We start from the raw sequence: 26,075 nt of genomic DNA on the forward strand, positions 1-26,075 counted from the left end.
CGGGGGCGTCCCGCGGGCCCGCCGCGGACCGTCGGGCGCACCCTCCCGAAAGGGCCTCGGCCCTTGGGGGGCCAAGGGTCGGACGGGTCCGGCACCGTCGCCCCCCGAGGGGGTTTGCCCGCCTTTGCGCACGGCAGATAATGCGATGCATTACCAAGTCTTTGCTTTGCGATGCCGCAACCTTCGGCGGCTTCGAGCGGTAGTCACGGCGTCCGAGGCGTCCACCGGGCTTCGCGGACAAACCGTTCGTCCCCTGTTCTGAAGGAGCATCATGTCCCTCCCCCTGACCCGCCGGATCGCTCAGGCCGCGCTGCTGCTCGCGGCGACAGCGGCACCCGTGGTCGGTGCGGCCGGCTCCGCCAGCGCCGTCGACCTGCCCACCGCCGCCCCCCTGGGCGGGCTCTCCGCGCTCGACGGGGCCAACGTCGGCAACACCGTCGACGGCGCCGCGACCAATGCCGGCAAGACCGCCGGGGACGCCGGGAGCAAGGCCGTCAAGAAGGCCGTGCCGCAGGCCGGGAAGACCGTCGGCAAGGGCGCGAAGAAGGCCGCGCCGGCCGCGCAGAAGACCGCGGGGAGCCTTGGCGGCGGCGCGGGTGAGGTGCTCGGTGGGGTGACCGGGTCCGCCGCCAAGGGTGGGCTGCCGGGTGGTGGGCTTCCCCTCGGCTGATGCTGCCGCGGCGGGGTCCGGGGAGCCGTGCGGCTGCCTGGGCCCCGCCTTTGCGTGTCGCCTTCGCTTGCACTTCTGGGGTTCCACACCCTGGCGTACCTGTTCCCGTACCGGTTCCCCGTGGGTGCGCAGTTTCTCGCAGGTCGCCTTCGCTTGCGCTTCTGGGGTTCCACACCTGGGCGTCGCCACGTCCGTGCGGGTCGCTCGTGGGGCGCAGTTCCCCGCGCCCCTAGGTCTTCCCTGGTGGGCGTACCTGTTCCTGTGCGGGTCGCTCGTGGGTGCGCAGTTCCTCGCGCCCCTTAGGTCAACTCACCTGGGCGTCGCCACGTCCGTGCGGGGCGTTCGTGGGGCGCAGTTCCCCGCGCCCCTGGGGTTCCACACCTGGGCCGACTTGTTCCTGTGCGGGTACTGACGTGGGTGCGCGGTTCCTCGCGCCCCTTTGGGGCCCTCGTGGGCGTGCCCCCTCCGTGCGGGGAGTGGGGTCAGGTGAGGCGGGTGGCTGCTGCGGTTACCCGGTCATCGGTGGCTGTGAGGGCGATGCGGATGTGGCGGGCGCCCGCCTCACCGTAGAAGTCGCCGGGGGCCGCGAGGATGCCCAGGGTGGCCAGGTGGGCCACGGTGTCCCAGCAGGGCTCGTCGCGGGTGGCCCACAGATAGAGGCTGGCCTCGCTGTGGTCGATACGGAAGCCCGCGGCTTCCAGCGCCGTGCGCAGGGTGGCGCGGCGGGCCAGGTAGCGGGCGCGCTGCTCCTGGACATGGGTGTCGTCGGAGAGGGCCGCGACGACGGCGGCCTGGGTGGGCGCCGAGGTCATCATGCCGCCGTGCTTGCGCAGCTGGAGCAGCGGGCCGAGGACGGCCTCGTCGCCCGCGACGAACGCGGCCCGGTACCCCGCGAGGTTGGACCGCTTGGACAGCGAGTGGACGGCCACCAGACCCTGGTGGGAGTCGCCGCACACGTCCGGGTGGAGCACCGACACCGGGTCGGCCTCCCAGCCCAGCTCCAGGTAGCACTCGTCGGAGACGACCAGCACGCCGTGCGCACGCGCCCAGGCGACGGTTTCGGCGAGTTCCGCGCGGGACAGCACCCGGCCCGTCGGGTTCGACGGGGAGTTCAGCCACAGCAGCCGCAGACCGGTGGGATCGAGGTCGAGGGGGTTGTCGTACGTGACGTACTCGGCGCGGGCCAGGCGCGCGCCGACCTCGTACGTGGGGTACGCCAGGCGCGGGTAGGCGACCTTGTCCCCGGGGCCGAGGCCCAGTTGGGTGGGCAGCCAGGCGACGAACTCCTTGGAGCCGACGACCGGCAGGACGCCCTTGTGGGTGAGCCCCTTCGCGCCGAGCCGCCGCGCGCACCAGCCGGTGAGCGCGTCCCGCAGCTGCGGGGTGCCCCAGACGGTGGGATAGCCCGGTGAGTCGGCCGCCGCGACCAGCGCCTTCTGGATCAGGTCCGGGACGGGGTCCACGGGGGTGCCGACGGAGAGGTCGACGATGCCGTCCGGGTGGGCGGCGGCCGTCGCCTTGTACGGCTCCAGCCTGTCCCACGGGAAGACGGGCAGACGGTCGACGGGCGCTTCGGTCGCGGACACGGGATCAGATCGCTTTCTGCCGGGCGCGGGGCGGGGCTGTGCGGGGGACTCGGCCGGGGGCACGGACACCACGGTCCCGTACGACGGCGGGCCGTACGGGACCGTGGTGGTGCGTGGGTGGGTGGACCGCCTACTGGTTCTGCGGCGGCAGTGCGGCGATGAAGGGGTGGTCACGTTCGATCAGCCCGAGCTTGCTGGCACCACCGGGGGAGCCGAGCTCGTCGAAGTACTCGACGTTCGCCTTGTAGTAGTCCTTCCACTCCTCCGGGGTGTCGTCCTCGTAGAAGATCGCCTCGACCGGGCAGACCGGCTCACAGGCACCGCAGTCGACGCATTCGTCCGGGTGGATGTACAAGGACCGCGAGCCCTCGTAGATGCAGTCGACCGGGCACTCCTCGATGCACGCCTTGTCCTTGACGTCGACACAAGGCTGCGCGATGACGTAGGTCACGCTGTCGTTCCTCCTCGATAGGGCGCTGGCGGGCCTCCATAGGCTCCGCCGCCTGGCGCGCGGGAGCGCGGCGTCGTCGATGCCCACACCTAGTATCTCCGTTCTGGGGCATGATCCGAACAGGAGGGGTGGACAGAACCGTGGAATTCGGCACGCCAGGGCGGCTTGAGGTCCGTATCACACCTGCTGACGTGGGCAAACGCGTCTCGATTCGCAGACTCCACCACTCGGCGGAAGATGCGGCGAAGTTCACCGACACGGTCGGGGTTCTCACATCCTGGGACGCCGGTGTCCTCATGGTGACCAGGCGCACCGGGGAGGCCGTCCGGATCGCCGAATCGTCCCTGGTGGCGGGGAAGGTCGTCCCGGACGTCCCGGCGCGGCGGCGGGGTCCGGCGGCCTCGTACGAGGAGCTGGCGCGGGTCGCGGCGCGGTCCTGGCAGCCGGTCGAGAGCGGACGCCTCGGGGACTGGGAGCTGCGGGCCGCCGGGGGATTCACCCGGCGCGCCAACTCGGTGCTGCCGCTCGGTGATCCGGGAGTACCGCTGGACGAGGCCCTGACGCGGGTACGGGAGTGGTACGCGGCACGGGAGTTGCCCGCGTACGTCCAGACCGCCACCGGGTCCCCCGGGGCCCAGGACGCGCTCCACTCGGAGTTGACGTCCCGTGGCTGGCTCGTGGAGGTGTCGGCGGAGCTGCGGACCGGCGCGCTGGCGCCGCTCGCGGACACGGGCGCCGGGCCCGGAGCCGTACGGCTGGAGCGGGGTTTCGACGACGGCTGGCTGCGCCGGTACCAGCGTTCCCCGGAGTCCGGGGAGACGGTGCGCCGGGTGCTCGCGGCGGGTCCGTCGGTGTGGTTCGCGTCGGTCGGCGGCGGGGCGGGCGAGGTACCCGCAGCGATCGGGCGCTGTGTCGTGGACGGCCGCTGGGCCGGGTTCATGGCCGTCGAGGTCGACCCCGGGCAGCGGCGGCGGGGGCTGGGCACGGCCGTGATGGCCGCGCTCGCCGGTCGGGCGCTCGCGGAGGGCGCGTCGGCGGCCTGGCTCCAGGTCGAGGCGGACAACACGGCGGCGCGCGCGATGTACGACCGCGCGGGGTGCCGTACCCATCACACGTATCACCACCACCGGGCGCCCGAAGGGCCCTGAGCGGCGTTTGGCGGGCCCGGGGGCCGCGGTGGGCTTCACCGGGAGCCCCGGGCCCCCGGGGGACGGTCACGGGCCGCCGGGAGGTCCGTGCGGGGGCGGGGGACAGCGGGGGCAGGACGAGAGAGGGACGGACGGCGGACGTGCGGGAGAGCGAGTGGCGGCGGAGGTTCGCCGAGGAGGCCAGGGCCGAACGCCCGGATCTGGCGACGATGTGCCTGCTCATCGGGGCCGAGGCCGATCCGGCGCGGACCGCGGCCGATCTGGACGCGGCGCACGCGGAACTCGACCGGCTGGCGGGCGAGCTCCCCTACCGGCCCGGCGGCGCGCGGGAGTGGGCCGTGGCCGTCGGGGAACTCCTCGGCGGGCGGTACGGGTACCGGGGCGCCCCGGAGGACTACCGGCGGCTCACGTCGTCACTGCTGCCGGAGGTGCTGGAGCGGCGGCGCGGGCTGCCGATCCTGCTGTCCGTGGTGTGGCTGGAGGTCGCCCGCCGGGCCGGGGCGCCGGTGTACGGGGTGGCGCTGCCGGGGCACTTCGTGGTCGGGTTCGGGCCGCCCGGGGAGCAGGTGCTCGCTGATCCGTTCGACGGCGGGCGGCTGCTGACCGGGGATGACGCCGAGGCGCTGGTCAGGGGTGCGACGGGGGCGCCGCTCGATCCCTCGGCGCTGCGGCCCGCCGATCCGCTGGAGATCGTCACCCGCGTCCTCGACAACATCCGCGTGTGGGCGCGGGAAAGGCCCGAGCGGTCGGACGTGTCGCTGTGGGCGGTCGAGCTGGCGCTGACGCTGCCCTCGCATCCGGCGCGGCTGCGCTACGAGCGGGCCCAGCTGCTGGTGCGGCGGGGCGATTTCCCCGGCGGCGCGGCGGAGCTGGAGGCGTACGCGGAGGTGGTCGCGGCGGTCGACCCGGACGCGGCCCGGGAGCTGCTGGCGCAGGCCCTCGCCGCGCGGGCGCTGCTGAACTGAGCGGGGAGCCCGAGGGCGGGCGGGCGTCCGACGGCGGGCGGGCCGGGTGGCTCGTCCGGCGGGCCCTGGCGCCTCGTCCGGCGGGTGTCCGTCCGGCCCGCGCGGGCTCGTCCATCGGTGACCGGCCCGCGCGGCTGGTCCGGCAGGTGACCAGCCCGCGCGCGGCTGGTCCGCAGGCGGCCAGGCCATGCACCACCCACGCGCCACCCACCGCCCGTCCCCGCCCGTCCGGGCCGTTCGCCGCTGGAACCGGGTCCGCCCCCGGCGGAGGGCCGGGGGCGGACGCGGATGTGCGGGATGTGCGGGTCAGGACGGGTTCAGGGGGATGTCGACGGTGCGTTCCATGCCGGTGGCGCGGAGGGCCTGCTTGAGGGCGACGGCCACGTCCTGGGGGGTGACGGGGGTCTTCTCGCCCGTGCCCCGGGTGATCAGGACTCCGTCGAAGGTGCTGCCGTACAGCTCCTCAAGGGCCTTCAGGTCGTAGGTGTCGACGAGCTTGCCGTCCACCGCCTTCACGCCGATGATCTTCGGCAGCGAGAGGTCGGGGCCGAAGGGGATGCCCTGGCCGCCCGCCGTGATCTTCACCAGACCGGACATCGCGGGCCGGGCGAAGTCCTTCATCATCCGGTCGACCTCGGCCTTGCTGATCGTGGGCTCCCGGTCGGTGACCGCGAGCCGCACCGGGGTGGACCGGCCCGTGCGGACCTGGGTGCGGTACGCCTCCTCGACGGCCGGGAGGGAGCTCTTCACGTCGATGCCCTTGCCCGGCTTGCCGTAGACCGCGACGGCCTTGCCCGGCTCGAAGCGGATCGTGCCGTCACCCGCCCCGGTGCCCGCCCCGGCGGCGCGTTCCAGCTGGACCTGGAGCTTCTCCGTGTCGACGGGCATCTCCGGGGACACCACCCGCTCCTCCCCGAACAGCGAGGTCACGACGGAGACCGGGTGGTAGTCGCTGCCCGCGGCGGAGGCCACCGTGGCGGCGGTGTCGAGAGTGAGGCCCGACTGGTCGGGGCGCAGCGGGACGTTCTCGCCGTCGACGGAGAGCTGGAGCGGCTTGGCGATCCGCTCGCCGAGCGCCGCTTCGAGCTTCTTGACGGCCTCGTCACGGGTGCCGCCGCCGATGTCGACCCCGAGGACGGTGGTGCCCTTGGGGACGTCGGAGTGGTTGAGGAGCAGCCCGGCGCCGTAGGTCCCCCCGGCCGCGACGACGAGCAGGACGCAGAGCATGACGAGCTTGCTGCGGCCCTTCTTCTTCGGGCGGGGCGCGGCAGGCTTGGCGCCGCCGCCCGCCGGGGGCTCCGGTGTCCGCGGCTGGGTCCGCGGGCCGGTGCCGTCCGCTGCCGGGCCGGCCGGGAACGCGTCGTCCCGCGCGGCGGGCACCACGGGGATCCCGCTGGTGAGGGTGTGTCCGGAGACGTTCTCACCGGGTCCGCCGGGGGCACCGTCGAGGGGGCCGCCGGGGGCGCCCGGCTGGAGCGGGGCGAGCTGCTGCGGGGTGAGGATCGCGGTGTCGTCGCTCATCCTGGGCGCGGCCGCGCCGGGGGTCCGGGGGAGTTCGCCGGTGGCCTCGGGTCCCGCTTCGGGCGGGCCGGGGGTGAAGTACGGCAGGTCGCCGCCCTGCGACTGCGGGCCGCCGACGGGCAGCCCGCCGAGGTTGCCGCCGCCGGTGGCGGGGCCCCGGGCCCCGGGCCGCGCGGCTGCGGGCGGCGGGGTGCGCTGGGCGGGGGCCGCCGGGAGCGCGGCGGGTGAACCGCCGTGCTCGCCGGTGCCGTTCTGCTCGGGGGTGCCCGGACCGCCGCGTGGCGCGCCGGACTTGCGGGGCGCGAACCACTCGCTCGTCTTGTCCGGGCGTCCGGGCTCGCCGGGTGCGCCCGGTCCGGGCGGTGCGGCGGGGCCCGGGGTCCCGGGGGCCGGGGCGCCGGGCAGCCGGGTGGCCCCGGTGTCCGGTTCGGCGGCGGGTCCGGCGTTGATGTCGGACACGGGGGTCCGCATCACGACCGGCGGAATCGGCCGGGAACCGGGGATGTTGATCCGGACCCGGGTGGTCAGGGTCGTCTCGGTCTTGCGGTCCTCTGCGGGAGCGTCGACACTCTGGCGCTCGTTGTCCGCTCCGACCGCTGCGGCACCACCCTCGGTGGGTGTGCCGTACGGCGGCGTACCCGAGGGGTACGCGGCTCCGCCGCGCCCCTGGGGCCCGGAGGACGAACTGTCAGTTTCACGACTCAAGGCAGGATCTCCCGGTTGGCTCCACCGCCCGACTCGACCTCGCTCTGGGGTTTCCCCGGCCGGAGGTTGGGGAAGCTCGGCGGCGCGCACCACCATACTGGCCGCGGGCGGCCCGCGAACTGCGGCACTGGGTGAAACCCGTACCGTTCCCGGGCCGTCGTGCTACGGCGAAGTGGTACGTCACTTCCCAAGTCGGGAGGGAACGCCACCCGGTTGCACCCTCGCGCCGAGGGTGGCGGACATCACAGCGACCGCGATCCCGCCGAGAAGATACACGTACGAGCCGACCCCGGTGGCGAAGAGGAAGTCGCCTTCCGGGCGGCTGGAGGTCAGCAGGACGACCATGACGAGCCAGCCGGCGGCGGGGGCGACCGCTCCGCCGCGGGTGCGGGTGAGGAACGAGCCGCCGAGGAACAGTCCGGCCGTGCCGGCGAGCGCGAGCAGCAACCCACCCGGGAACAGCCCGCCTTGGACGAGTGAGCCCGCCACGCCGATCACCAGGCCCAGGGCGAAGAGCACCGCGTAGGCGGCGATCCGGGCCGGGGGCGGCGGGCCCTGGAGCAGGAAGCCGCCCGGGGCGGGACCGCCGCCGGCCGCGGCGCCCGGCCGGTCGCCGCTCATCGGACCTGGCTCCGGCCGCCGGGCGCGCCGGACGTGCCCGCGGGCCGCCCGTCCGTGTGGCCGTTGCGGGCGGCGGGCGGGGCGGGGGACGCGCCGGTGATCCCGGCGAACAGATCCGTCTCGGGGGCGCCCGCGGCGGTGCCGCGCGCCAACTCGTAGTATTCGGTGGCGAACAGCGGCTGCGCCAGCTGGTTGGAGAGCGCGAACCAGGGGCCCTCGACCACGACCTGGGTGACATGGGCGCGCATCGCGTCGGCCTTGCGGGTCGCGTAGGCGCTGCCGTCGATGACGGTGGTGACCGTCTCGTCGGCGGCGACCCCCGGGACGTCCCCGACCTCGGCGGCCCGGGGGAACGGCAGACCGGGCAGGGCCGCGTCGAGCCGGGCGAAGCCGTCCTCGGCGACCGACCTCGGGACGCGGTTCCAGTAGATCTTCTCGATGGTGTGCGGTTCACCGAGGTCACGGCGGTACGCGCGTTCACCCGCGAGGTCGGCGGCGCGGACGGCGACCCGGTGCGCCTTGACGTGGTCGGGGTGGCCGTAGCCGCCGTCGGGGTCGTAGGTGACCAGGACCTGCGGGCGGACCTCGCGGATGATCTCGACCAGATGGGCGGCGGCCTCGTCCAGGTCGGCGCTCCAGAAGGAGCCCTCGCGGCGGTTCTGGGGCAGGCCGGTCATACCGGAGTCGCGATAGCGGCCGGCACCCCCGAGATAACGATGATCATGGACGCCGAGGGCCTGCATGGCGGCCGCCAGCTCGCCGGCCCGGTGGGCGCCCAGGACGTCCTCCCGGTCGGCGGTCAGCCGCCCCAGACCGGGCGGGATGACCTCGCCCTCCTCGCCCAGGGTGCAGGTGACCAGGGTCACGCGGGCGCCTTCGGCCGCGTACTTGGCCATGGTGGCCCCGTTGGTGATCGACTCGTCGTCGGGGTGCGCGTGCACGAGGAGCAGGCGCCGCGCGGGCAGTTCCATCATGTGGACAGCCTACGATTCCGAGGCGGATCTTCGCCGGAGAACGTCCCGGTACCCCGGACGCGGGCGGCCGGGGGGGGTACGCGCTGTTCCTCGCGCCCCGGTCAGGGGCGGGCCCCACGCGCCTGGGCGGGCGCGGCGGGGCGGCGGTCAGAAGTCGATGTCGCCGATCATGCCCGCCACGTTCGAGGTGACCTCGGTGATCGTGGGCGCGATCGAGGAGCTCGCCAGATAGAAGCCGAGCAGCATGCAGATGACGGCGTGACCGCCCTTCAGTCCCGATTTCTTGATCAGGATGAAGACGATGATCGCCAGCAGCACCACCGCCGAAATCGAGAGTGCCACGGCGGTTCACCTCCCAAAAGACCGTCACGGTTCGAAACTTCGGACGCCAGCAGGTTGTTGATACCCACCTTGCGTCACGGATCATAACTTTCCGCGTGATCGTATGGATCGCACAAGGTCGGCTCACAGCAGCACAGGGGGGCGCATGCGCCCTACGCTCGGACAATGACTTCCGAGCCCCTGTCATTCCCGCGTCAGTATGCCCGTACTCAGCGCTTCACTCTGGGTGCTCCCCGCACGTTCAGGGTGTCCCCTGATGGGGAACGCGTCATTTTTCTCCGGTCGCGTTCCGGTACCGATCGGGCGAATCTCCTCTGGGTGCTGGACCTGGCGACGGGCGCCGAACGCGTCGTCGCGGACCCGTCGCAGCTGCTCGCGGGCGGTACGGAGCGGCTGTCCCCCGCCGAACGGGCCCGTCGTGAGCGGCTGCGGGAGGGCGGCGCGGGCATCGTCGGGTACGCGACGGACGACGCCGCGGAGTTGGCGGCTTTCACACTCTCCGGACGGCTGTTCGTGGCGGAGCCGCGTACCGGCGCGGTACGTGAACTCGCCGTACCGGGACCGGTGATCGATCCCCGGCCGTCCCCGGACGGGCGTCATGTCGCCTATGTGAGCGACGGCGCCCTGCGGGTGGTGCGGGTCGCGGCGGACGACGGCACCGGCGGGGGGCCCGACGACAGGGCGCTGGCCGCGCCCGAGGCGGCGACCGTGACCTACGGGCTCGCCGAGTTCATCGCCGCCGAGGAGATGGAGCGCTCCCGCGGCTTCTGGTGGTCGCCCGGCTCCGACCGGCTGCTGGTGGCCCGCGCCGACGACGCCCCGGTGCGCCGGTGGTGGATCACCGACCCGGCGCACCCCGACCGCGCGCCGGAGCAGATCGCCTATCCCCTGGCGGGCTCCCCGAACGCCGAGGTGCGGCTGTTCGCGCTGGGGCTCGACGGCTCCCGCACCGAGGTGGTCCACGACCGAGAGCGCTATCCGTACCTGGCGCGGGTGCACTGGTCGGCGGCCGGTCCCCCGCTGCTGCTCGTCCAGGCGAGGGACCAGCGGTCGCAGGTGTACCTCGCGGTGGACCCGGACAGCGGTTCGACCCGGATGGTGCACGCGGAGGACGCGGAGCCCTGGCTGGATCTTTTCCCCGGCGTCCCGTGCTGGACACCGGACGGACGGCTGGTGCGGATCACCGACGAGGGCGGCGCCCGGGTCCTGGCGGTGGGCGACCGGCCGCTGACCGGAGCGCAGTTGCACGTACGCGCCGTGCTCGACGTGTCCGCCGACGATGTCCTGGTGTCGGCCTCCGCGGGCGCCGAGGCGGCCGACCCGGAGACCGGCGAGGTCCATGTGTACCGGGTCGGCGAGCTGGGCGTGGAGCGCCTCTCGCAGGAGCCGGGGGTGCACGGGGCGACCCGCACCGGCGAGGTGACCGTACTGATCTCGGCGGTGCCGCACACCCCCGGCGCACGGACACGGGTGTGGCGGGACGACAAGCCCGTGGCGGAGGTGACGTCGTACGCCGAACGGCCGGATCTCACCCCGCGCGTGACGCTCACGGAGGGGGGCACACGCCGGATTCCGTGCGCCGTCCTGCTCCCCTCCGGCCACCCCGTGGACGGTGCGCCGCTGCCCGTCCTGCTCGACCCGTACGGCGGCCCGCACGCCGCCCGGGTGCACGCGGCGCACAACGCCTATCTGACCTCCCAGTGGTACGCGGACCAGGGCTTCGCCGTCGTCGTCGCCGACGGACGCGGCACCCCGCACCGCTCCCCCGGCTGGGAGAAGGCGATCCACCAGGACCTGACGGTCACCCTGGACGACCAGATCGACGCCTTGCAGGGGCTCGCCGGACGTTTCCCGCTGGACCTGTCCCGGGTGGCGATCCGGGGCTGGTCGTACGGCGGCTATCTCGCGGCGCTCGCCGTGCTGCGGCGGCCGGATGTGTTCCACGCGGCGGTCGCCGGCGCCCCCGTCACGGACTGGCGGCTGTACGACACCCACTACACCGAGCGGTATCTCGGGGACCCCGCCGAGCACCCGGCCGTGTACGCGGCGAACTCCCTGGTCACCGACGACGGCCTGGCCGCGCCCGCCGGGCAGCACCGGCCGCTGATGATCGTGCACGGACTGGCCGACGACAACGTCGTCTTCGGGCACAGTCTGCGGCTGTCGTCGGCGCTGCTCGCCGCAGGCCGGCCGCACGAGGTGCTGCCGCTGTCCGGGGTCACCCATATGGCCGCACAGGAAGAGGTGGCCGAAAACCTGCTGCTGCTCCAGGTGGACTTCCTGCGCCGGTCGCTCGGTCTGGACTAGCCGGACCGTCCGGCGGTACGGGCCGTGAACGGATCACCGGCCGGGGCGACATGGCGCGCCCCGGCCGGTCCACGGCACCCGCACGGCCGTGCGTGCGTCAGCCTGACGGGTCCGTATATCGACGCCGTGGCGAGCGGATTGCCGGGGCGTTAACGGGGTTCTCGTACGGGTGACGCGGCGGACGGCGGACGACGGGCGGTCGGCTCGGGTCAGACATGGGGCGGCCGGGGGCCGTCGGGGGGTGTGCGGTCAGGAGGTGCGCCGTCCGGGGGGCCGTCGGGGGGCGCGCCGTCCGGGGGGCTGTCCGGGGGGCCGTCCGGAGGGGTGTCCGGCGGAGGGCCGTCCGGGGGGCCGGATGCCGGGTCGGATGCCGGGTCGCTGTCCGGGTCCGGGGGGACCACCCGCTTCTCCTCCGCGAAGTGGCAGGCCGACGCGTGCGCCGCCAGTCCCCCGGCGTAGCGGAACTCGGCGGGGACCGCGAGCAGCGGCACCTCCAGCGCACAGCGCTCCTGGGCCTTCCAGCAGCGGGTGCGGAAGCGGCAGCCGGACGGCGGGTTCGCCGGTGAGGGCACGTCCCCGGTGAGGATGACGCGCTCGCGGTGCTCGCGCGCCTCGGGGTCGGGGACCGGCACCGCGGACAGCAGTGCCTGGGTGTACGGATGCGTCGGGTGGTCGTAGATCTCCAGATCGGTGCCGAGTTCCACGATGCGGCCCAGGTACATCACCCCGACCCGGTCGGAGATGTGCCGGACGATCGACAGATCGTGCGCGATGAAGAGGTACGAGAGGTCGAACTCGTCCTGGAGCCGCGCCATCAGATTGATGACCTGCGCCTGCACGGACACGTCGAGCGCGGAGACCGGTTCGTCGGCGACGATGATCTCCGGTCGCAGCGCGAGGCCGCGGGCGATACCGATGCGCTGGCGCTGACCGCCGGAGAACTGGTGCGGGTAGCGGTTGATGTACTCCGGGTTGAGCCCCACCACATCGAGCAGTTCCCGTACCTTGCGGCGCCGGTCGCCCTTCGGGGCCACCTCGGGGTGGATGTCGTACGGCTCACCGATGATGTCCCCGACGGTCATCCGGGGGTTCAGCGAGGTGTACGGGTCCTGGAACACCATCTGGATGTTGCGGCGCACCGCCTTCAGCGCGCGCCCCGACAAGCGGGTGATGTCCTCGCCCTTGTACTTGATCACTCCGGCCGTGGGGCGTTCCAGATGGACGAGCATCTTCGCGACGGTCGACTTGCCGCAGCCGGACTCCCCCACGATCCCCAGCGTCTCGCCCTGGTGCAGATCGAAGTCGACACCGTCGACGGCCTTGACCGCGCCGACCTGCTTCTTGAAGAGGATGCCCTGGGTCAGCGGATAGTGCTTGACCAGCCCGCGGACCTCCAGGATCGGCTCGCCGGGGGCGACGGGCGCGTCCAGCCGTTCGTCGACGGGCAGACCGGGCGGGGCGGTGGGGTCAGCCACGGAGCGTCTCCCTCCAGAAATGGCACGCGCTGCGGCGTTCGGCGGAGACCTCGGCGAGCGGGGGCTCGTCGGTGCGGCAGATGTCCTGGGCCATCGGGCAGCGGGGATGGAAGGCGCAGCCCGACGGGATGTGCATGAGGTTCGGCGGCAGGCCCTTGATGGCGAAGAGCTCCTGGCCCTTCTGGTCGAGGCGCGGGATCGATTCGAGCAGGCCCTTGGTGTAGGGGTGGGCGGGCGCCTTGTAGATGTCGTGGACGGGGGCGGTCTCCACGATCCGGCCCGCGTACATCACCGCGATCCGGTCGGCGACGTCCGCGACGACACCGAGGTCATGGGTGATGAGGATCAGGCCCATGTTCAGTTCCCGCTGGAGGTCCGCGAGCAGTTCCATGACCTGGGCCTGGACGGTGACGTCCAGGGCGGTGGTGGGTTCGTCCGCGATGATCAGGTCCGGTTCCAGGGCGAGCGCCATCGCGATCATGATGCGCTGGCGCATACCGCCGGAGAACTGGTGCGGGTACTGGCCGACGCGTTCGGCGGCGGCGGGGATGCGTACCCGTTCCATCAGCTCGACGGCCTGGGCGCGGGCGGCCTTGCGGGACGCGCCCCGGTGGACGCGGAACATCTCGCCGAGCTGGTCGCCGACGGTGAGGACGGGGTTCAGGGAGGACAGGGCGTCCTGGAAGATCATCGCCATCTCGGCGCCCCGGACCTTCCGCCGGGCGTCCTCCTTGAGGGTGAGCAGATCGCGGCCCTTGAAGAGGATCTCGCCGCCGGTGATCCGGCCGGGCGGGATGTCGAGGATGCCCATGATCGCCTGCGCGGTCACCGACTTGCCGGAACCGGACTCGCCGAGCACGGCCAGGGTCTCCCCGGCGTCGAGGGAGTACGACACGCCGTTGACGGCCTTGGCGACACCGTCCCTGGTCCGGAACTCCACCTGTAGTTCGCGTACGTCGAGCAGCATCTCGGCCGCCTCCTCAGCGCAGCTTGGGGTCGAGGGCGTCGCGTACGGCGTCGCCGAGCATGATGAACGCGAGCACGGTGACGGCCAGCGCTCCGGCGGGCCACAGCAGCGCGTGCGGGGCGTTGCGGATGTAGGGGGACGCCGAGGAGATGTCGATGCCCCAGGAGACGGTCGGCGGTTTCAGACCGACGCCGAGGTAGGACAGCGTGGCCTCCAGCGAGATGTACGTACCGAGGGCGATGGTCGCGACGACGATGACCGGGGCGACGGCGTTGGGTGTGATGTGGCGCAGCAGCATGCGGGAGCTGGACGCGCCGAGCGCGCGGGCGGCCTGGACGTAGTCGTTCTGTTTGGCGGTGATGACCGAGCCGCGGGCGATCCGGGAGATCTGGGGCCAGCCGAGCAGGATCATGAAGCCGATGACGGGCCAGACGGTGTTGCTGGTGACCACCGACAGCAGGACGAGTCCGCCGAGGACGACGGGGATCGCGAAGAACACATCGGTGAGCCGGGACAGCAGCGCGTCCCAGGTGCCGCCGAAGAATCCGGCGAGCCCGCCGAAGAGGGAGCCGAGCAACGCGACCCCGAGCGTGGCGCAGACACCGACGGTGACGGAGGTCCGGGCCCCGTACACGGTACGGGTGTACACATCGCAGCCCTGACCGTTGAAGCCGAAGGGGTGACCGGGTTCGGAGCCCTTCTGGGCGTCGGCGAGATTGCAGTCGAGGGGGCTGCCGGTGGTGATGGCGCCGGGCCACAGGGAGATGAAGACCAGGAAGAGGATGACGAAGGCGGAGAGCAGGAAGACCGGGTTGCGGCGCAGATCGTGCCAGGCGTCGGACCACAGGGAGCGTGCCTTGTGCTCGGGTCCGGTGCCCTCGGGCCCGCCGGGGACGCGCTCCAGGCTCGCGCCCTCGGCGGTGGCGAGATCCATGGCCCCGCCCGCGCCGGTCGAGGCGATCGCGCCGTCGTCGGGCAGTTGCTCAGGCATAGCGGATCCTCGGGTCGAGTACGGCGTAGAGCAGGTCGACGAGCAGGTTCGCCACCAGGAAGACCAGCACCAGCACGGTCACGAAGCCGACGACGGTCTGGGTGTTCTGCCGGAGGATGCCCTGGTAGAGCTGGTAGCCGACGCCGTGGATGTTGAAGATGCGCTCGGTGACGATGGCGCCGCCCATCAGTGCCCCGATGTCGGTGCCGATGAAGGTGATCACCGGGATGAGCGAGTTGCGCAGCAGATGCCGGCCGACGACGCGGCGCCGGGGCAGCCCCTTGGCGACGGCGGTACGGACGTAGTCGGCGCGCCGGTTCTCCGCGATGGAGGTCCGGGTCAGCCGGGTGACGTACGCGAGGGAGACCGAGGCGAGGACGAGACCGGGCACGATCAGCTCGTCCAGCGGGGCGCCCGGTGAGACGGACGGCCGGATCCAGCCCCACTCGACGCCGAGGAGCAGTTGCAGCAGCAGTCCGGTGACGAAGGTGGGCACCGAGATCACGACCAGGGTGAGCACGAGGACCCCGGTGTCGACGGGGGCGCCCCGGCGCATCCCGGTGATCACCCCGAGGGTGATGCCGATGACGATCTCGAAGAAGATCGCGACGAGGGTCAGCCGGATGGTCACCGGGAACGCGGACGCCATCAGCTCGGTGACCGGCTGGCCGTTGAAGGCGGTGCCGAAGTCACCGGTGAAGACATTGCCCATATAGGTCAGGTATTGCTGCCACACCGGTTTGTCGAGGCCGAACTCCTTCTCCAGCTGGGCGGCGGTCGACGCGTCGCAGGCCCGCTGTCCGCACAGACCCGCGATGGGGTCGCCCATCACGTTCACCATCAGGAAGATCAGCAGGGTCGCGCCGATGAAGACGGGGATCATCTGGAGCAGACGCCGGATCACATACCGTCCCATGTACCGCTCCGGGGGTCGTGGTTCGCCGGGGGGAGGACCGGGGGCCCGGCCCCGCGCGAGGCGGGTGCCGGGACCGGTGGACGGGCCGCCGCGTCGGCGTCAGCCGACCTTGATCTCGTTGTAGACGGGCACGCTGAACTGGTTCAGCGCGACGTTCGAGATCCGCTCCGAGTAGCCCGCGCTGCCGTTCTGGTACCAGAGCGGGATGGCCGCCATGTTGTCCCGGACGACCTCCTCCGCCTGCTGGAACAGCCCCACGGCCTTGGCCTGGTCGGTCTCGGCGTTGGCCTGGTCGACCAGCTTGTCGAAGTCCGGATCGGACCACTTGCCGTCGTTGGAGGAGGCGTTGGTGTAGTAGAGCGGCTGGAGGAAGTTCTGGATGAGCGGATAGTCCATCTGCCAGCCCGCGCGGAACGGGCCGGACATCTTGGACTGGGTGATCTGGCTGCGGAAGTCCGCGAAGGTGCCGATCGGGTTGCCGACACACGCCTCGCTGTTGCCGAGCGCGTTGTTGATGGAGTTGCAGACGGCGTCCACCCACTCCTTGTGGGAGCCGGTGTCGGCGTTGTACGAGATCTTCACCTGTCCGCCGGGCAGACCGCCGCCCTCGTCGATCAGCTTCTTGGCCGCGTCCGGGTCGTAGTCGCAGGAGTCACCGCACAGCCCTCCCTTGAAGCCGCCGTCCTCGCCGAGCACCGGGGAGGTCCAGTCGGTGGCGGGGGTGCGGGTCTGGTGGAAGATCGTGTCGGTGATCTGCTTGCGGTCGATCCCCCGGGACAGCCCCTGGCGGACCTTCAGGACCTTCTCGTCCGACCACGCCTTGTCGTAGAACGGGAAGGCGAGGGTCTGGATGATCCCGGCGGGGGTGTTGATGTAGCGGTCGCCGAGGTCCGCCTTGACGTTCCCCAGCTGGGCCGCCGGGATGTCGTCGACCAGATCGAGGTTGCCGGCGATCAGATCGGTGTACGCGGTGTTGTTGTCGGTGTAGACCTTGAGGTCGATCCCGCCGTTCTGCGCCTTGTCGGAGCCCGGGTAGTCGGCCCAGGCCCGCAGCGACATCTGGGAGCCCCTGTTGTACGAGTCGACGGCGTACGGGCCGTTGCCGACGGGCTTGGCGAGCCACGCCTGCCGGTCGTCGAAGAACGTCTGCGGCAGCGGGGCGAACGCGGCGTACCCGAGGGTGTCGGGGAACGTGGAGAACTTCTGGTTCAGCTTCACCGTGAACGTCAGATCGCTCTCGACCTTCAGCCCGGAGAGGGTGTCGGCGCTCTGGCTGCCGGAGTCCGGGTGGACCTTGTCGTAGCCGTCGATGTACCCGAAGAAGTACGCGTTCTTCTGGTTGTTCTTCAGGCTCGCCCCGTAGTTCCAGGCGTTGACGAAGGAGTGCGCGGTGACCGCCTCGCCGTTGCTGAACTTCCAGCCGCCCTTCACCGTGATCTTGAAGTTCTGCGAGTCCGACGTCTCGATCTTCTCCGCGAGCATGTCCTCGGCGGCGCCCGTGCCGGCGTTGTAGCGCTTGAGGCCGCGGAAGATCATGTCGAGGACCTTGCCGCCCTGCACTTCGTTGGTGTTGGCGGGTTCCAACGGGTTCTGCGGGTCCCCCCAGGAGGAACTCACGACCCCGGAGCCGTCGCCGCCGCCGCCACTGCTGCCGCCGCCCCCGCAGGCCGTCGCCGTCGCCGCGAGGGCCACGGCGGTGGCCGCGGTGGCCCTGGCGGCGCGGGTAGCGCGCGTGACTCCACGCATGCGGTGCCTCCTCGGTTCGCTCTCTTCACTTAGGCCCAAATATCGCCTCACTCTCCGCATTGCGCATATTCAGCCCACCCGGGTGGGTGCATGTCGCCTTCGCTCGCGCCCCCGGGGTTTCCTGTGCTGGACGCGCTTGTCCCTGTGCGGGTCGCCTTTGCTCGCGCCCCCGGGGTTTCCTGTGCTGGGCGCACTTGTCCCTGTGCCGTCGCTCGGTGGGTGCGCAGTTCCCCGCGCCCCTGGGAGGTGCCCCGGTCCGTTGTTCGTCGGCTGCGGGTCCGCCCTCGTCCTTTGCGCGGTTCCCCGCGCCCCTGGGTTTCCTGTGCTGGACGTACTCGTCCCTGTGCCGTCGCTCGGTGGGTGCGCAGTTCCCCGCGCCCCTGGGAGGTGCCCCAGTCCGTTGTTCGTCGGCTGCGGGTCCGCCCTCGTCTTTTGCGCAGTTCCCCGCGCCCCTGGGAGGTGCCCCGGCCCGTGGTTCTTCGGGTGCGGGACGGTTCTCGCTTGCGCGCGGTTCCCCGCGCTCCATTGGGGTGCCCGCTTCGGGGCGATCGTCGGCTTCGGGTCTGTCCGCTGGTCACTTGGGGGTGGGGGGGCGGGTTTCTGCGAGGTAGATCCAGTTGGTGGCGTGTTCGAGCATGACGTTCACCTTGCGGCCCTTGGCGTCCACGCCTGTGTAGCTGTCGGACGCGGACCGGCCCTTGTAGCCCGCCGCCTCACCCGAGCCCGCCTTCGTCAGGCCACAGGCCGTCAGGGCCTTCTGGATTCTGGTGAAGTCCGCCCTGGCGTCAGCCGGGTCCTCGAACTCCGCGTACCGCTGCATGGCGGTGGCGCCGCCCTTGCCCACGTGCTCCGAGCTGTACCCGTGGTTGCCGCGGTCGATGCCCGGGCCGCTGTCCGCGCCCCGGCACCTCAGATCGAGGGACAGCTCCGTGATGTTATCCGGCGATGTCCAGATCCCCGCACGGGTCTTCCACTGGGCGCGGTCGGCGTCCGGCAGGACATCCGGCTCCAGCAGCATGACGTCGTCGTCCACGCGGTACGGGGTCGAAGGCCGGCCGTCCGTCGATATCACGCTGGGCGAGCTCGCCGGACGGGACTCTCCGGGGCCGCTCTCCGGTACGACGGACCAGGCGATGACCCCGGCGGCCACCGCCACCGCCGCTCCGGCGCCCGCCAGGCGGCGCCCCCGGCGGCGGGCGGCCCGCGCCCTCAGCTCGGCCCCGCTCGGCATCAGCGTCACCGTGTCGTCCAGCAGTTCCTCGACCTCGTTCATCGGATCGCCCCTTTGCCACTCAGTTCGCCGCGAAATGCTTTGTCGTTCTCCGTGAGGCGCTCGCCGAGCACCTTGCGGGCCCGGCTCAGCCGGGTCCGCACCGCGCCGTTCGACGCGCCCGTCTCCCGGGCGACCTGCTCCACCGGCAGGTCCAGCAGATGGTGCAGGACCACCACCTGGCGCTGGTCCGGGGTCAGCTGCCGCAAGGCCGCCATCAGTGCGACCCGGTCCGCGGACAGCTCCGGTACGTCCCGCTGCGGGCCGTGCCGGAAGTGGGCGCGCATCCTGCCCTTCGTCCGGCGCCAGGTGCTGATCGCGAGGCGCAGGGCCACGCGGCGCACCCAGGGGAGGGGGTCACCCTCCCGAGTGAGTTTGGGCCAGCGCTGCCATGCCCTCACGAACGCTTCCTGTACCGCGTCCTCCGCCTCCGCAAGATCGCCTGTCGTCGCGTACACCGTCGCGACCAGGCGCTTGGCGGTGGCGCTGTAGAACGCGTCGAAATCCTCCGACGCGGTGGTGATCGTCGCCATCGTCCCCCCGTTCTGACCTGGGTCGGTCCGTCCTTCCTGCCATAAGCACGCTTGGGGGACCCCGGACGTTACAGATCACTTCCGCCGTCGCACCCCGGAGGTTCCCTGTGCTGAACCCACTTGTCCCCGCACAGGTCGCTCGTAGGTTGCGCAGTTCCCCGCGCCCCTGAACCTGACGGGGCACCCCTCTCCTCGTGCAGTCGCCCTGCTGCGGGAGGGGGTGGGCGGGAATCTCTGCCCGCAGACTCCGACGCCACCAATACCGCCGCTGGACGTCGTACCGAGCGCGTTGGAGCGAGGACGGAGAATCCCGACCGGCACCGACCCGAAGAACAATCCGGGTGCGCCCCAAAGGGGCGCGGGGAACTGCGCAAAAGACGAGGGCAGAGCCGCACCCGAAGAACAACACCAGACAGGCAGCGCCCCCAAAGGGGCGCGGGGAACTGCGCGAAGACGAGAACCGGCCCGCGCCCGGACAGCGACAGCACGCGGCAGCACCCGCAAGCGCGAGCGAAGGCGACCCGCGACCCCCGGGAAACGCGAAAGCGCCCCCTCGGGAGGAGGGGGCGCTTCGGGGAGGGGGATCAGGTCGCGTGGACCACGTCCATCTCCTCGGCGAAATGACACGCGGACTCATGCGCCGCGGGCGAGTCCGACCCCTGGAACCGCTCGGGGATCGCCAGCAACGGCACCTCCTCCGCACACCGCTCCTCCGCCTTCCAGCAGCGGGTACGGAACCGGCAGCCGGACGGCGGGTTCGCCGGTGACGGCACATCCCCGGTGAGGATGATCCGCTCACGGTTCTCGCGGGCCTCGGGGTCCGGGACCGGCACCGCCGACAGCAGCGCCTGGGTGTACGGATGCGTCGGGTGGTCGTAGATCTCCGTGTCCGTACCGATCTCGGCGATCTTGCCGAGGTACATCACCCCGACCCGGTCCGAGATGTGCCGGACGATCGAGAGGTCGTGCGCGATGAACAGGTAGGACAGGTTGAACTCGTCCTGGAGCTTGGCCATCAGGTTGATGACCTGCGCCTGCACGGACACGTCGAGCGCGGAGACCGGCTCGTCGCAGATGATGATCTCGGGGTTCAGCGCGAGGCCGCGGGCGATGCCGATGCGCTGGCGCTGACCGCCGGAGAACTGGTGCGGGTACCGGTTGATGTACTCCGGGTTGAGCCCCACCACGTCCAGGAGTTCCTGCACCTTGCGGCGCCGGTCGCCCTTGGGCGCCACCTCGGGGTGGATGTCGTACGGCTCACCGATGATGTCGCCGACCGTCATCCGGGGGTTCAGCGAGGTGTACGGGTCCTGGAACACCATCTGGATGTTGCGGCGCACCGCCTTCAGCGCGCGCCCCGACAGCCGGGTGATGTCCTGGCCCTTGTAGAAGACCTCACCGGCGGTGGCCCGCTCCAGGGTCATCAGCAGCTTGGCGACGGTCGACTTGCCGCAGCCGGACTCACCCACGATGCCGAGCGTCTCGCCCTGGTACAGGTCGAAGTCGACACCGTCGACGGCCTTGACCGCGCCGATCTGCTTCTTGAAGAGGATGCCCTGGGTCAGCGGGAAGTGCTTCTTCAGCCCGCGGACCTGGAGGATCGGCTCACCGCGTTCGGCCGGCGCCTCGACCGCGGCGACCGCCTCGGCCTCGGAGTGGGCGTCGACCACGGTCACACCGGAGACGTTCGGCATGACGGCGGCGTCCTGCGGCTCGCCGGACTTCGAGAGCTTCGGGGAGTCAGCCATGGATCGTCTCCTTCCAGAAGTGGCAGGCGGAGCGGCGGCCCGGGAGTGCGGAGCCGTCCCGCTCGGTCACCGCGTGCAGCACGGGGACATCGGTGCGGCACTCGTCCTGCGCCATCACACAGCGCGGGTTGAAGGCGCAGCCGCTCGGGACCCGCAGCAGGTTGGGCGGCAGGCCCTTGATCGCGAAGAGCTCCTGGCCCTTCTGATCGAGGCGCGGGATCGATTCGAGCAGGCCCTTGGTGTACGGGTGCGCGGGGCGCTTGTACAGCTCGTGGACCGGCGCGGTCTCGACGATCCGGCCCGCGTACATCACCGCGATCTTGTCGGCGACGTCCGCGACGACACCGAGGTCGTGGGTGATGAGGATCAGGCCCATGTTGTACTCGCGCTGGAGCTCCGCGAGCAGGTCCATGACCTGGGCCTGGACCGTCACGTCGAGGGCCGTGGTCGGCTCGTCCGCGATGATCAGGTCCGGCTCCAGGGCGAGCGCCATCGCGATCATGATGCGCTGGCGCATACCGCCCGAGAACTGGTGGGGGTAGTCGCTTACCCGGGAGGAGGCGGCCGGGATCTTGACCCGGTCCATCAGTTCGATGGACTTGGCCTTGGCCGCCCTCTTGGACAGTCCCTGGTGGACCCGGAACATCTCGCCGAGCTGGTAGCCGACGCTGAGGACCGGGTTGAGCGAGGACAGGGCGTCCTGGAAGATCATGGCGATCTTCTGGCCGCGGATCTTGCGCCGCTCCTCGCCGGACATGGTGAGCATGTCCTGGCCGCGGTAGAGGATCTGGCCCTGCGGGATCTTCGCCGGCGGCATGTCGAGGATGCCCATGACCGCCTGCGCGGTCACCGACTTGCCCGAGCCGGACTCACCGAGCACGGCCAGGGTCTCGCCCGCGTCGACGCTGTAGTTGACGCCGTTGACGGCCTTGACCACTCCGTCACGGGTGTGGAACTCGACGTGCAGGTCACGGACGTCCAGCAGGGGTCCGCCCTGTTCGGCGGCGTCCCGGGGACCCGGGACCGGTGCGGTCTTCTCGATGGTGGTCACGTACGCCTCCCTCAGCGTGTCTTCGGGTCAAGGGCGTTGCGGACGGCCTCACCGAGCATGATGAACGACAGCACCGTGATGCTGAGCAGGATCGACGGGTACAGCATGATGTGCTGCGCCACACGGATCTGGTTGCCGCCCGTGGAGATGTCGTTGCCCCATGACACGCCGCTCAGGCCGAGGCCCAGGTAGGACAGCGTGGCCTCCGCCGAGATGTAGACACCCAGCGAGATGGTGGCGACGACGATCACGGGCGCGACGGCGTTCGGCAGGATGTGGCGGAAGAGGATCCGCTTGGTGTCCGCGCCGAGCGCCTTGGCGGCCTGGACGTAGTCGGCCTGCTTGATGGTGATCACCGAACCGCGCATGACACGCGCGGTCTGCGTCCAGCCCAGGAAGGCCAGCGCGCCGATGACGATCGGGACGGTGCGGTCCGTGAACGAGTTCAGGACGACCATCGCGCCGAGCAGGAACGGGATACCGAAGAAGATGTCGGTCAGTCGCGACAGGATCGAGTCGATGATCCCGCCGTAGTAACCGGCGAGCATGCCCATGATCCCGCCGAGCAGGGTCACCAGCACGGTGGTGCCGATGCCGACCATGACGGAGGCACGAGTGCCGTAGATGGCACGGGCATAGACGCTGCGGCCCTGACCGTCATACCCGAGCCATTCCGGTGCGAAGAAGTGCCCGAGCTCGGGCTTCTTCAGGAAGTTGTTCTGGAGGTCGCCGACGATCGGGTCGGCGCTGGTGAACAGGCCGGGGAAGGCCGTGATCGCCAGCAGAAGGGCGATCATCACCGTGGAGACGATGAAGATGGGGTTGCGTCGCAGATCGATCCAGGCGTCGCCCCAGAGGCTGCGTGCCTTCTCCGCCTTCGGCTGCGGTGCCTGTTCCACCGTGGGAACGGATTCCTGCACGGCGGCGTCGGCGGCGGTCTTTGTCAGATCAGGCATAGCGAATCCTCGGGTCCAGGACCGCGTACAGCAGGTCGACGATCAGGCTGGCGGCGAGGTAGATGAGGACCAGGACGGTCACCAGGCCGACCAGGGTCGTGCCCTCGCGGCGCTGGATGGAGTCGAAGATCGTGCCGCCCACGCCCTGGATGTTGAACAGGCCCTCGGTGATGACCGCGCCGCCCATCAGGGCGCCGATGTCGGTGCCGAGGAAGGTGACCACGGGGATCAGCGAGTTGCGCATCAGGTGCACACCCACCACCCGGCGCTTGGGCAGGCCCTTGGCGACGGCGGTGCGGATGTAGTCGGCGCGCAGGTTCTCCGCGACGGAGGTACGGGTCAGACGCCCCACATAGGCCAGGGAGACCGCGGCCAGCACGATGGCCGGCATCAGTAGTTCGCCCATGTTCATGGAGTCGTTGACGTTCGGCTCCAGCCAGCCGAGCTGGAAGGCGAACACCGTCTTGAAGATGAAGCCGAGGACGAACACCGGGACCGAGATCAGCAGCAGCGAGAAGAGCAGGATCAGGGTGTCGGCGAGCTTTCCGGCCTTCATACCGGCGATGACGCCGAGACCGATACCGAGGATCACCTCGATGGTGAACGCGATGGCGGCGAGCCGCACCGTCACCGGGAACGCCTCGCCCAGGATCTCGGTCACCGGCCGCCCACTGGCGACCTGCGTACCGAAGTCGGCGTGCAGGACCATGTCCTTCATGTAATTGAAGTACTGCACGAGGATCGGCTGGTCGAAGCCGTACTCACGTCTCAGCGCGGCGATCGTCGCTTCGCTGCCGCCCTTGTCACCGAAGAGCCCGCGCACGGGGTCACCGGGCAGGGCGTAGACCATGAGGAAGATCAGCAGGGTCGTCCCGATGAAAACCGGGATCATCTGGAGCAGTCGTCGTGCGACATAACGCCCCATCGTGCCTCCATGTCAGTCACAGCGGCAGCCGTCAGGCCCCTTCCTCGCGAACCTGCTGAGTTCGCGGGGAAAGGGCCCCCCGGCCGCCCGTCCGTCCCACGACGGGACCGGCCGCGTGGGCCGGTCCCGTGGGGTCACGGGCTGTTTGCGGTTACTTCTTGACCTGGACGTCCGTCAGAACGGGGTCGCCCTTCTGGTTGTACTTGACGTCGCTGACGTTCTCGGAGTAACCAGCGTTGACCTTGTAGTACCAGAGCGGGATGCTCGGCATGTACTCGGGAAGCTTCTTCTCCAGCTCCTGGTACAGCTTCGTGGACTCCTCCAGCGACTTGGCGCCGTCGGCGGCCTTGATCAGAGCGTCGACCTCCTTGTTGGAGAAGCCGCTCTGGTTGCCGTCGGAGCTCGTCCCGAACAGGTCCCGGATGAAGTTGGCGTTCATCGGGAAGTCCAGGTTCCAGCCACTGCGGTACAGGGACTTGACCTGCTCGGCGGCGCGCGCCTGGAGGTCGGCCTGGAAGTCCGGCTTGGAGTCACCGGTGCACGCGACACCGGTCGCCTTGGTGATCGAGCCGCAGACGGCCTCGACCCACTCCTTGTGACCGCCGTCCGCGTTGAACTGGATGGTGATCTTGTTGCCCGGGACGCCGCCACCCTCCTTGATGAGGGCCTTGGCCTTCGCGGGGTCGAACTTGACGGCGTCGCCGGCGGCGTTCTCCTGGTAGCCGAGGACACCCTGGGCGACCCAGCCGGTCGCGGGCTCGCGAGTGCCCTGGAGGACCGTCTTGGTGATGGTCTCCCGGTCGATCGCCATCGACAGGCCCTTGACGACCTTGGGGTCGATGTCCTTGAACTGGTCGGTGTAGAACGCGGGAGCGATCGTCTGGATCGCCGAGTTCGAACCGTCGACCGCGCGGTCACCGAGGTCCTGCTTGTAGACCGGCAGGTCCTTCGGGGCGATCTGACGCAGGACGTCGACGTTGCCCGACTTCAGGTCCTCGTAGGCCGTCTCCAGGTTGGTGTAGTTCTTGAAGAGCACACCACCGTTCTTGGCCTTGTCAGGACCGGTGTACGCGTCGTAGCGCGCCACCTCGATCTGCTTCTTGTGCTGCCAGTTCACGAACTTGTACGGGCCGTTGCCGACGGGCTTCTGGCCCGCCTTCGCGGGGTCCGCGTAGAAGGACTCGGGAAGCGGCGAGAAGACCTCGTAGCCCAGCTTGTACACGTAGTACGGGATGGGGGTGGACAGCTCGATCGTGAAGGAGGTCTCGTCGACGACCTTCAGACCGGACAGCTCGGTGGCCTTGGGGGCGCCCTTGGTGGGCGAGACCTCGGCGTAACCCTTGATGTCGGAGAACCAGAAGCTGTTCTTCTGCTTGTTCTTCGGGTTCGCGGCCCAGTTCCACGCCTTGACGTACGACTCGGCGGTGACGGGGGTGCCGTCGTGGAACTTCCACCCGGCCTTCAGCTTGACCGTGTAGGTCTTGTTGTCCTTGGTCTCCACCGACTCGGCGTTGACCATCTCGATGTTGCCCTTGGCGTCGTAGTTCACGAGCTGTGAGAACAGCGCGCGAGTGACGATGCTGCCGTTGGACTCCATGGTGTTGGCCGGCTGAAGCGGGTTCTCCGGCTCGCCCACCTCTACGGAGAACTTGGCGTTCGGGTCGACCGCACCCTTGTTGCCGCTGTCCTTGCCGCCGCTCTCGCCGCCGCCACAGGCGGTTGCACCCAGCGCCACAACCGCTGCTATGGCGACCCACTTGGCGCTCTTGGCACCGCGCATGGGTTTTCCTCCTCATGAGTCCACTTGGTTCACTGCGAATGAGGGCACTTCCGATCACGCCGACACCCCTGACGGCGACGATCGGGTACCCAAGTGTGCTCGTGAGTCGGCGCTCCCCACAGCGCGTGACCCATTGACCCGAGCTCTACGCGGTCAACTATTAGCCATGGACTACGGCCCGACCACACTCTTTTGGTCTCGGTTAGATCACACCTGATGTGTACTTCTCCCAAAATCCGGACAAACCGATCCGATATAGATGGCCGCGAAACGGACGTGTTACATATCTATCGGTCAACGGTGTCCGCATTTCGGACAACATCGGGAGGAAAAGCGGTTGCGTAGCCGGGCGTAAGGTGAGATAAGCAACAATCACCCGAACAGGAGGGGGGCGGTGCGGACGTGGCGCCCCGGTCCCCGCGCGTAG

General features: G+C 70.6%; 22 protein-coding genes. 4 read left to right on the top strand and 18 right to left on the bottom strand.

Annotated elements, in window-relative coordinates:
- The first annotated feature begins 271 nt into the window (after nucleotides 1-271).
- The gene (locus OG711_RS13610; protein ID WP_073784620.1) at nucleotides 272-670 is read left to right on the top strand and encodes an ATP-binding protein; all 399 of its coding nucleotides are present in this window, start codon (nucleotides 272-274) and stop codon (nucleotides 668-670) included.
- A gap of 482 nt (nucleotides 671-1,152) precedes the next feature.
- Here OG711_RS13610 and dapC read toward each other — a convergent pair whose 3' ends face one another.
- A complete protein-coding gene (gene dapC, locus OG711_RS13615) occupies nucleotides 1,153-2,256 on the bottom strand; it encodes a succinyldiaminopimelate transaminase (RefSeq protein WP_266508136.1) in 1,104 nt (367 codons plus the stop codon).
- 130 nt (nucleotides 2,257-2,386) lie between these two features.
- Nucleotides 2,387-2,707, bottom strand: coding sequence for a ferredoxin (gene fdxA / locus OG711_RS13620; RefSeq protein ID WP_073784614.1), 321 nt, complete (start codon nucleotides 2,705-2,707; stop codon nucleotides 2,387-2,389).
- A gap of 140 nt (nucleotides 2,708-2,847) precedes the next feature.
- Between fdxA and OG711_RS13625 the strand changes: the two genes are divergently transcribed.
- Both OG711_RS13625 and OG711_RS13630 read left to right on the top strand, forming a co-directional pair.
- Nucleotides 2,848-3,855, top strand: a complete 1,008-nt coding sequence (locus tag OG711_RS13625; RefSeq protein ID WP_456341296.1) for a GNAT family N-acetyltransferase — start codon at nucleotides 2,848-2,850, stop codon at nucleotides 3,853-3,855.
- Between the two features lie 140 nt (nucleotides 3,856-3,995).
- Entirely contained in the window at nucleotides 3,996-4,820 is an 825-nt protein-coding gene (locus tag OG711_RS13630; RefSeq protein ID WP_073784612.1) for a transglutaminase family protein, read from the top strand.
- A gap of 306 nt (nucleotides 4,821-5,126) precedes the next feature.
- On the opposite strand, the gene OG711_RS13635 is transcribed toward OG711_RS13630, so the two are convergent.
- The 4 genes from OG711_RS13635 to OG711_RS13650 form a co-directional block, all read right to left on the bottom strand.
- Entirely contained in the window at nucleotides 5,127-7,046 is a 1,920-nt protein-coding gene (locus OG711_RS13635) for a hypothetical protein (protein ID WP_329559348.1), read from the bottom strand.
- A 180-nt stretch (nucleotides 7,047-7,226) separates the two neighbouring features.
- A complete protein-coding gene (locus tag OG711_RS13640) occupies nucleotides 7,227-7,667 on the bottom strand; it encodes a DUF6113 family protein (RefSeq protein WP_245876630.1) in 441 nt (146 codons plus the stop codon).
- The gene (mshB, locus tag OG711_RS13645; protein WP_329559349.1) at nucleotides 7,664-8,641 is read right to left on the bottom strand and encodes an N-acetyl-1-D-myo-inositol-2-amino-2-deoxy-alpha-D-glucopyranoside deacetylase; all 978 of its coding nucleotides are present in this window, start codon (nucleotides 8,639-8,641) and stop codon (nucleotides 7,664-7,666) included. Before mshB ends, OG711_RS13640 begins: the two co-directional genes overlap by 4 nt.
- A gap of 147 nt (nucleotides 8,642-8,788) precedes the next feature.
- Complete coding sequence (locus OG711_RS13650) at nucleotides 8,789-8,983, bottom strand: hypothetical protein (RefSeq protein ID WP_073784606.1); 195 nt, start codon at nucleotides 8,981-8,983, stop codon at nucleotides 8,789-8,791.
- A 165-nt stretch (nucleotides 8,984-9,148) separates the two neighbouring features.
- Between OG711_RS13650 and OG711_RS13655 the strand changes: the two genes are divergently transcribed.
- The gene (locus tag OG711_RS13655; protein ID WP_329559350.1) at nucleotides 9,149-11,290 is read left to right on the top strand and encodes a S9 family peptidase; all 2,142 of its coding nucleotides are present in this window, start codon (nucleotides 9,149-9,151) and stop codon (nucleotides 11,288-11,290) included.
- A gap of 209 nt (nucleotides 11,291-11,499) precedes the next feature.
- Here OG711_RS13655 and OG711_RS13660 read toward each other — a convergent pair whose 3' ends face one another.
- From OG711_RS13660 to OG711_RS13715, 12 genes are all read right to left on the bottom strand, one after another.
- On the bottom strand, nucleotides 11,500-12,738 hold the full coding sequence (locus OG711_RS13660) for an ABC transporter ATP-binding protein (RefSeq protein ID WP_329563794.1): 1,239 nt from the start codon (nucleotides 12,736-12,738) through the stop codon (nucleotides 11,500-11,502).
- A gap of 19 nt (nucleotides 12,739-12,757) precedes the next feature.
- A complete protein-coding gene (locus tag OG711_RS13665) occupies nucleotides 12,758-13,732 on the bottom strand; it encodes an ABC transporter ATP-binding protein (RefSeq protein ID WP_073784602.1) in 975 nt (324 codons plus the stop codon).
- 13 nt (nucleotides 13,733-13,745) lie between these two features.
- Nucleotides 13,746-14,723: an ABC transporter permease gene (locus tag OG711_RS13670; protein ID WP_073784600.1), complete on the bottom strand. Its 978-nt coding sequence runs from the start codon at nucleotides 14,721-14,723 to the stop codon at nucleotides 13,746-13,748.
- The gene (locus OG711_RS13675; protein WP_073784598.1) at nucleotides 14,716-15,639 is read right to left on the bottom strand and encodes an ABC transporter permease; all 924 of its coding nucleotides are present in this window, start codon (nucleotides 15,637-15,639) and stop codon (nucleotides 14,716-14,718) included. The genes OG711_RS13670 and OG711_RS13675 overlap by 8 nt, the downstream gene beginning before the upstream one ends.
- A 99-nt stretch (nucleotides 15,640-15,738) precedes the next feature.
- On the bottom strand, nucleotides 15,739-17,385 hold the full coding sequence (locus tag OG711_RS13680; protein ID WP_329559351.1) for a peptide ABC transporter substrate-binding protein: 1,647 nt from the start codon (nucleotides 17,383-17,385) through the stop codon (nucleotides 15,739-15,741).
- Between the two features lie 574 nt (nucleotides 17,386-17,959).
- Nucleotides 17,960-18,658 (bottom strand): hypothetical protein, encoded by a 699-nt coding sequence (locus OG711_RS13685; protein WP_329559352.1) that lies wholly within the window; start codon nucleotides 18,656-18,658, stop codon nucleotides 17,960-17,962.
- Nucleotides 18,655-19,188: a SigE family RNA polymerase sigma factor gene (locus tag OG711_RS13690; RefSeq protein ID WP_073784592.1), complete on the bottom strand. Its 534-nt coding sequence runs from the start codon at nucleotides 19,186-19,188 to the stop codon at nucleotides 18,655-18,657. Before OG711_RS13690 ends, OG711_RS13685 begins: the two co-directional genes overlap by 4 nt.
- Before the next feature lie 584 nt (nucleotides 19,189-19,772).
- A complete protein-coding gene (locus OG711_RS13695) occupies nucleotides 19,773-20,936 on the bottom strand; it encodes an ABC transporter ATP-binding protein (protein ID WP_073784590.1) in 1,164 nt (387 codons plus the stop codon).
- Complete coding sequence (locus OG711_RS13700) at nucleotides 20,929-21,987, bottom strand: ABC transporter ATP-binding protein (RefSeq protein ID WP_329559353.1); 1,059 nt, start codon at nucleotides 21,985-21,987, stop codon at nucleotides 20,929-20,931. The genes OG711_RS13695 and OG711_RS13700 overlap by 8 nt, the downstream gene beginning before the upstream one ends.
- Before the next feature lie 11 nt (nucleotides 21,988-21,998).
- Nucleotides 21,999-22,943, bottom strand: coding sequence for an ABC transporter permease (locus OG711_RS13705; protein WP_329559354.1), 945 nt, complete (start codon nucleotides 22,941-22,943; stop codon nucleotides 21,999-22,001).
- Nucleotides 22,936-23,868 carry an ABC transporter permease gene (locus OG711_RS13710; protein WP_073784586.1) on the bottom strand — a complete coding sequence of 311 codons (933 nt, stop codon included), beginning with the start codon at nucleotides 23,866-23,868 and terminating at the stop codon, nucleotides 22,936-22,938. Before OG711_RS13710 ends, OG711_RS13705 begins: the two co-directional genes overlap by 8 nt.
- A 151-nt stretch (nucleotides 23,869-24,019) precedes the next feature.
- Nucleotides 24,020-25,648 carry a peptide ABC transporter substrate-binding protein gene (locus OG711_RS13715; protein ID WP_329559355.1) on the bottom strand — a complete coding sequence of 543 codons (1,629 nt, stop codon included), beginning with the start codon at nucleotides 25,646-25,648 and terminating at the stop codon, nucleotides 24,020-24,022.
- Nucleotides 25,649-26,075 lie beyond the last annotated feature (427 nt).

The sequence above is a fragment of the Streptomyces uncialis genome, from assembly GCF_036250755.1.
Lineage (GTDB): Bacteria > Actinomycetota > Actinomycetes > Streptomycetales > Streptomycetaceae > Streptomyces > Streptomyces uncialis.

Excerpts from the sequence above, each read along its gene's own strand:
- OG711_RS13710 (WP_073784586.1), bottom strand. The coding sequence starts at position 23,868 with ATGGGGCGTTATGTCGCACGACGACTGCTCCAGATGATCCCGGTTTTC.
- OG711_RS13705 (WP_329559354.1), bottom strand. The coding sequence starts at position 22,943 with ATGCCTGATCTGACAAAGACCGCCGCCGACGCCGCCGTGCAGGAATCC.
- mshB (WP_329559349.1), bottom strand. The coding sequence starts at position 8,641 with ATGATGGAACTGCCCGCGCGGCGCCTGCTCCTCGTGCACGCGCACCCC.
- OG711_RS13690 (WP_073784592.1), bottom strand. The coding sequence starts at position 19,188 with ATGGCGACGATCACCACCGCGTCGGAGGATTTCGACGCGTTCTACAGC.
- OG711_RS13640 (WP_245876630.1), bottom strand. The coding sequence starts at position 7,667 with ATGAGCGGCGACCGGCCGGGCGCCGCGGCCGGCGGCGGTCCCGCCCCG.
- OG711_RS13685 (WP_329559352.1), bottom strand. The coding sequence starts at position 18,658 with ATGAACGAGGTCGAGGAACTGCTGGACGACACGGTGACGCTGATGCCG.
- OG711_RS13655 (WP_329559350.1), top strand. The coding sequence starts at position 9,149 with ATGACTTCCGAGCCCCTGTCATTCCCGCGTCAGTATGCCCGTACTCAG.
- OG711_RS13680 (WP_329559351.1), bottom strand. The coding sequence starts at position 17,385 with ATGCGTGGAGTCACGCGCGCTACCCGCGCCGCCAGGGCCACCGCGGCC.
- OG711_RS13665 (WP_073784602.1), bottom strand. The coding sequence starts at position 13,732 with ATGCTGCTCGACGTACGCGAACTACAGGTGGAGTTCCGGACCAGGGAC.
- OG711_RS13670 (WP_073784600.1), bottom strand. The coding sequence starts at position 14,723 with ATGCCTGAGCAACTGCCCGACGACGGCGCGATCGCCTCGACCGGCGCG.
- OG711_RS13695 (WP_073784590.1), bottom strand. The coding sequence starts at position 20,936 with ATGGCTGACTCCCCGAAGCTCTCGAAGTCCGGCGAGCCGCAGGACGCC.
- OG711_RS13715 (WP_329559355.1), bottom strand. The coding sequence starts at position 25,648 with ATGCGCGGTGCCAAGAGCGCCAAGTGGGTCGCCATAGCAGCGGTTGTG.
- OG711_RS13610 (WP_073784620.1), top strand. The coding sequence starts at position 272 with ATGTCCCTCCCCCTGACCCGCCGGATCGCTCAGGCCGCGCTGCTGCTC.
- OG711_RS13675 (WP_073784598.1), bottom strand. The coding sequence starts at position 15,639 with ATGGGACGGTATGTGATCCGGCGTCTGCTCCAGATGATCCCCGTCTTC.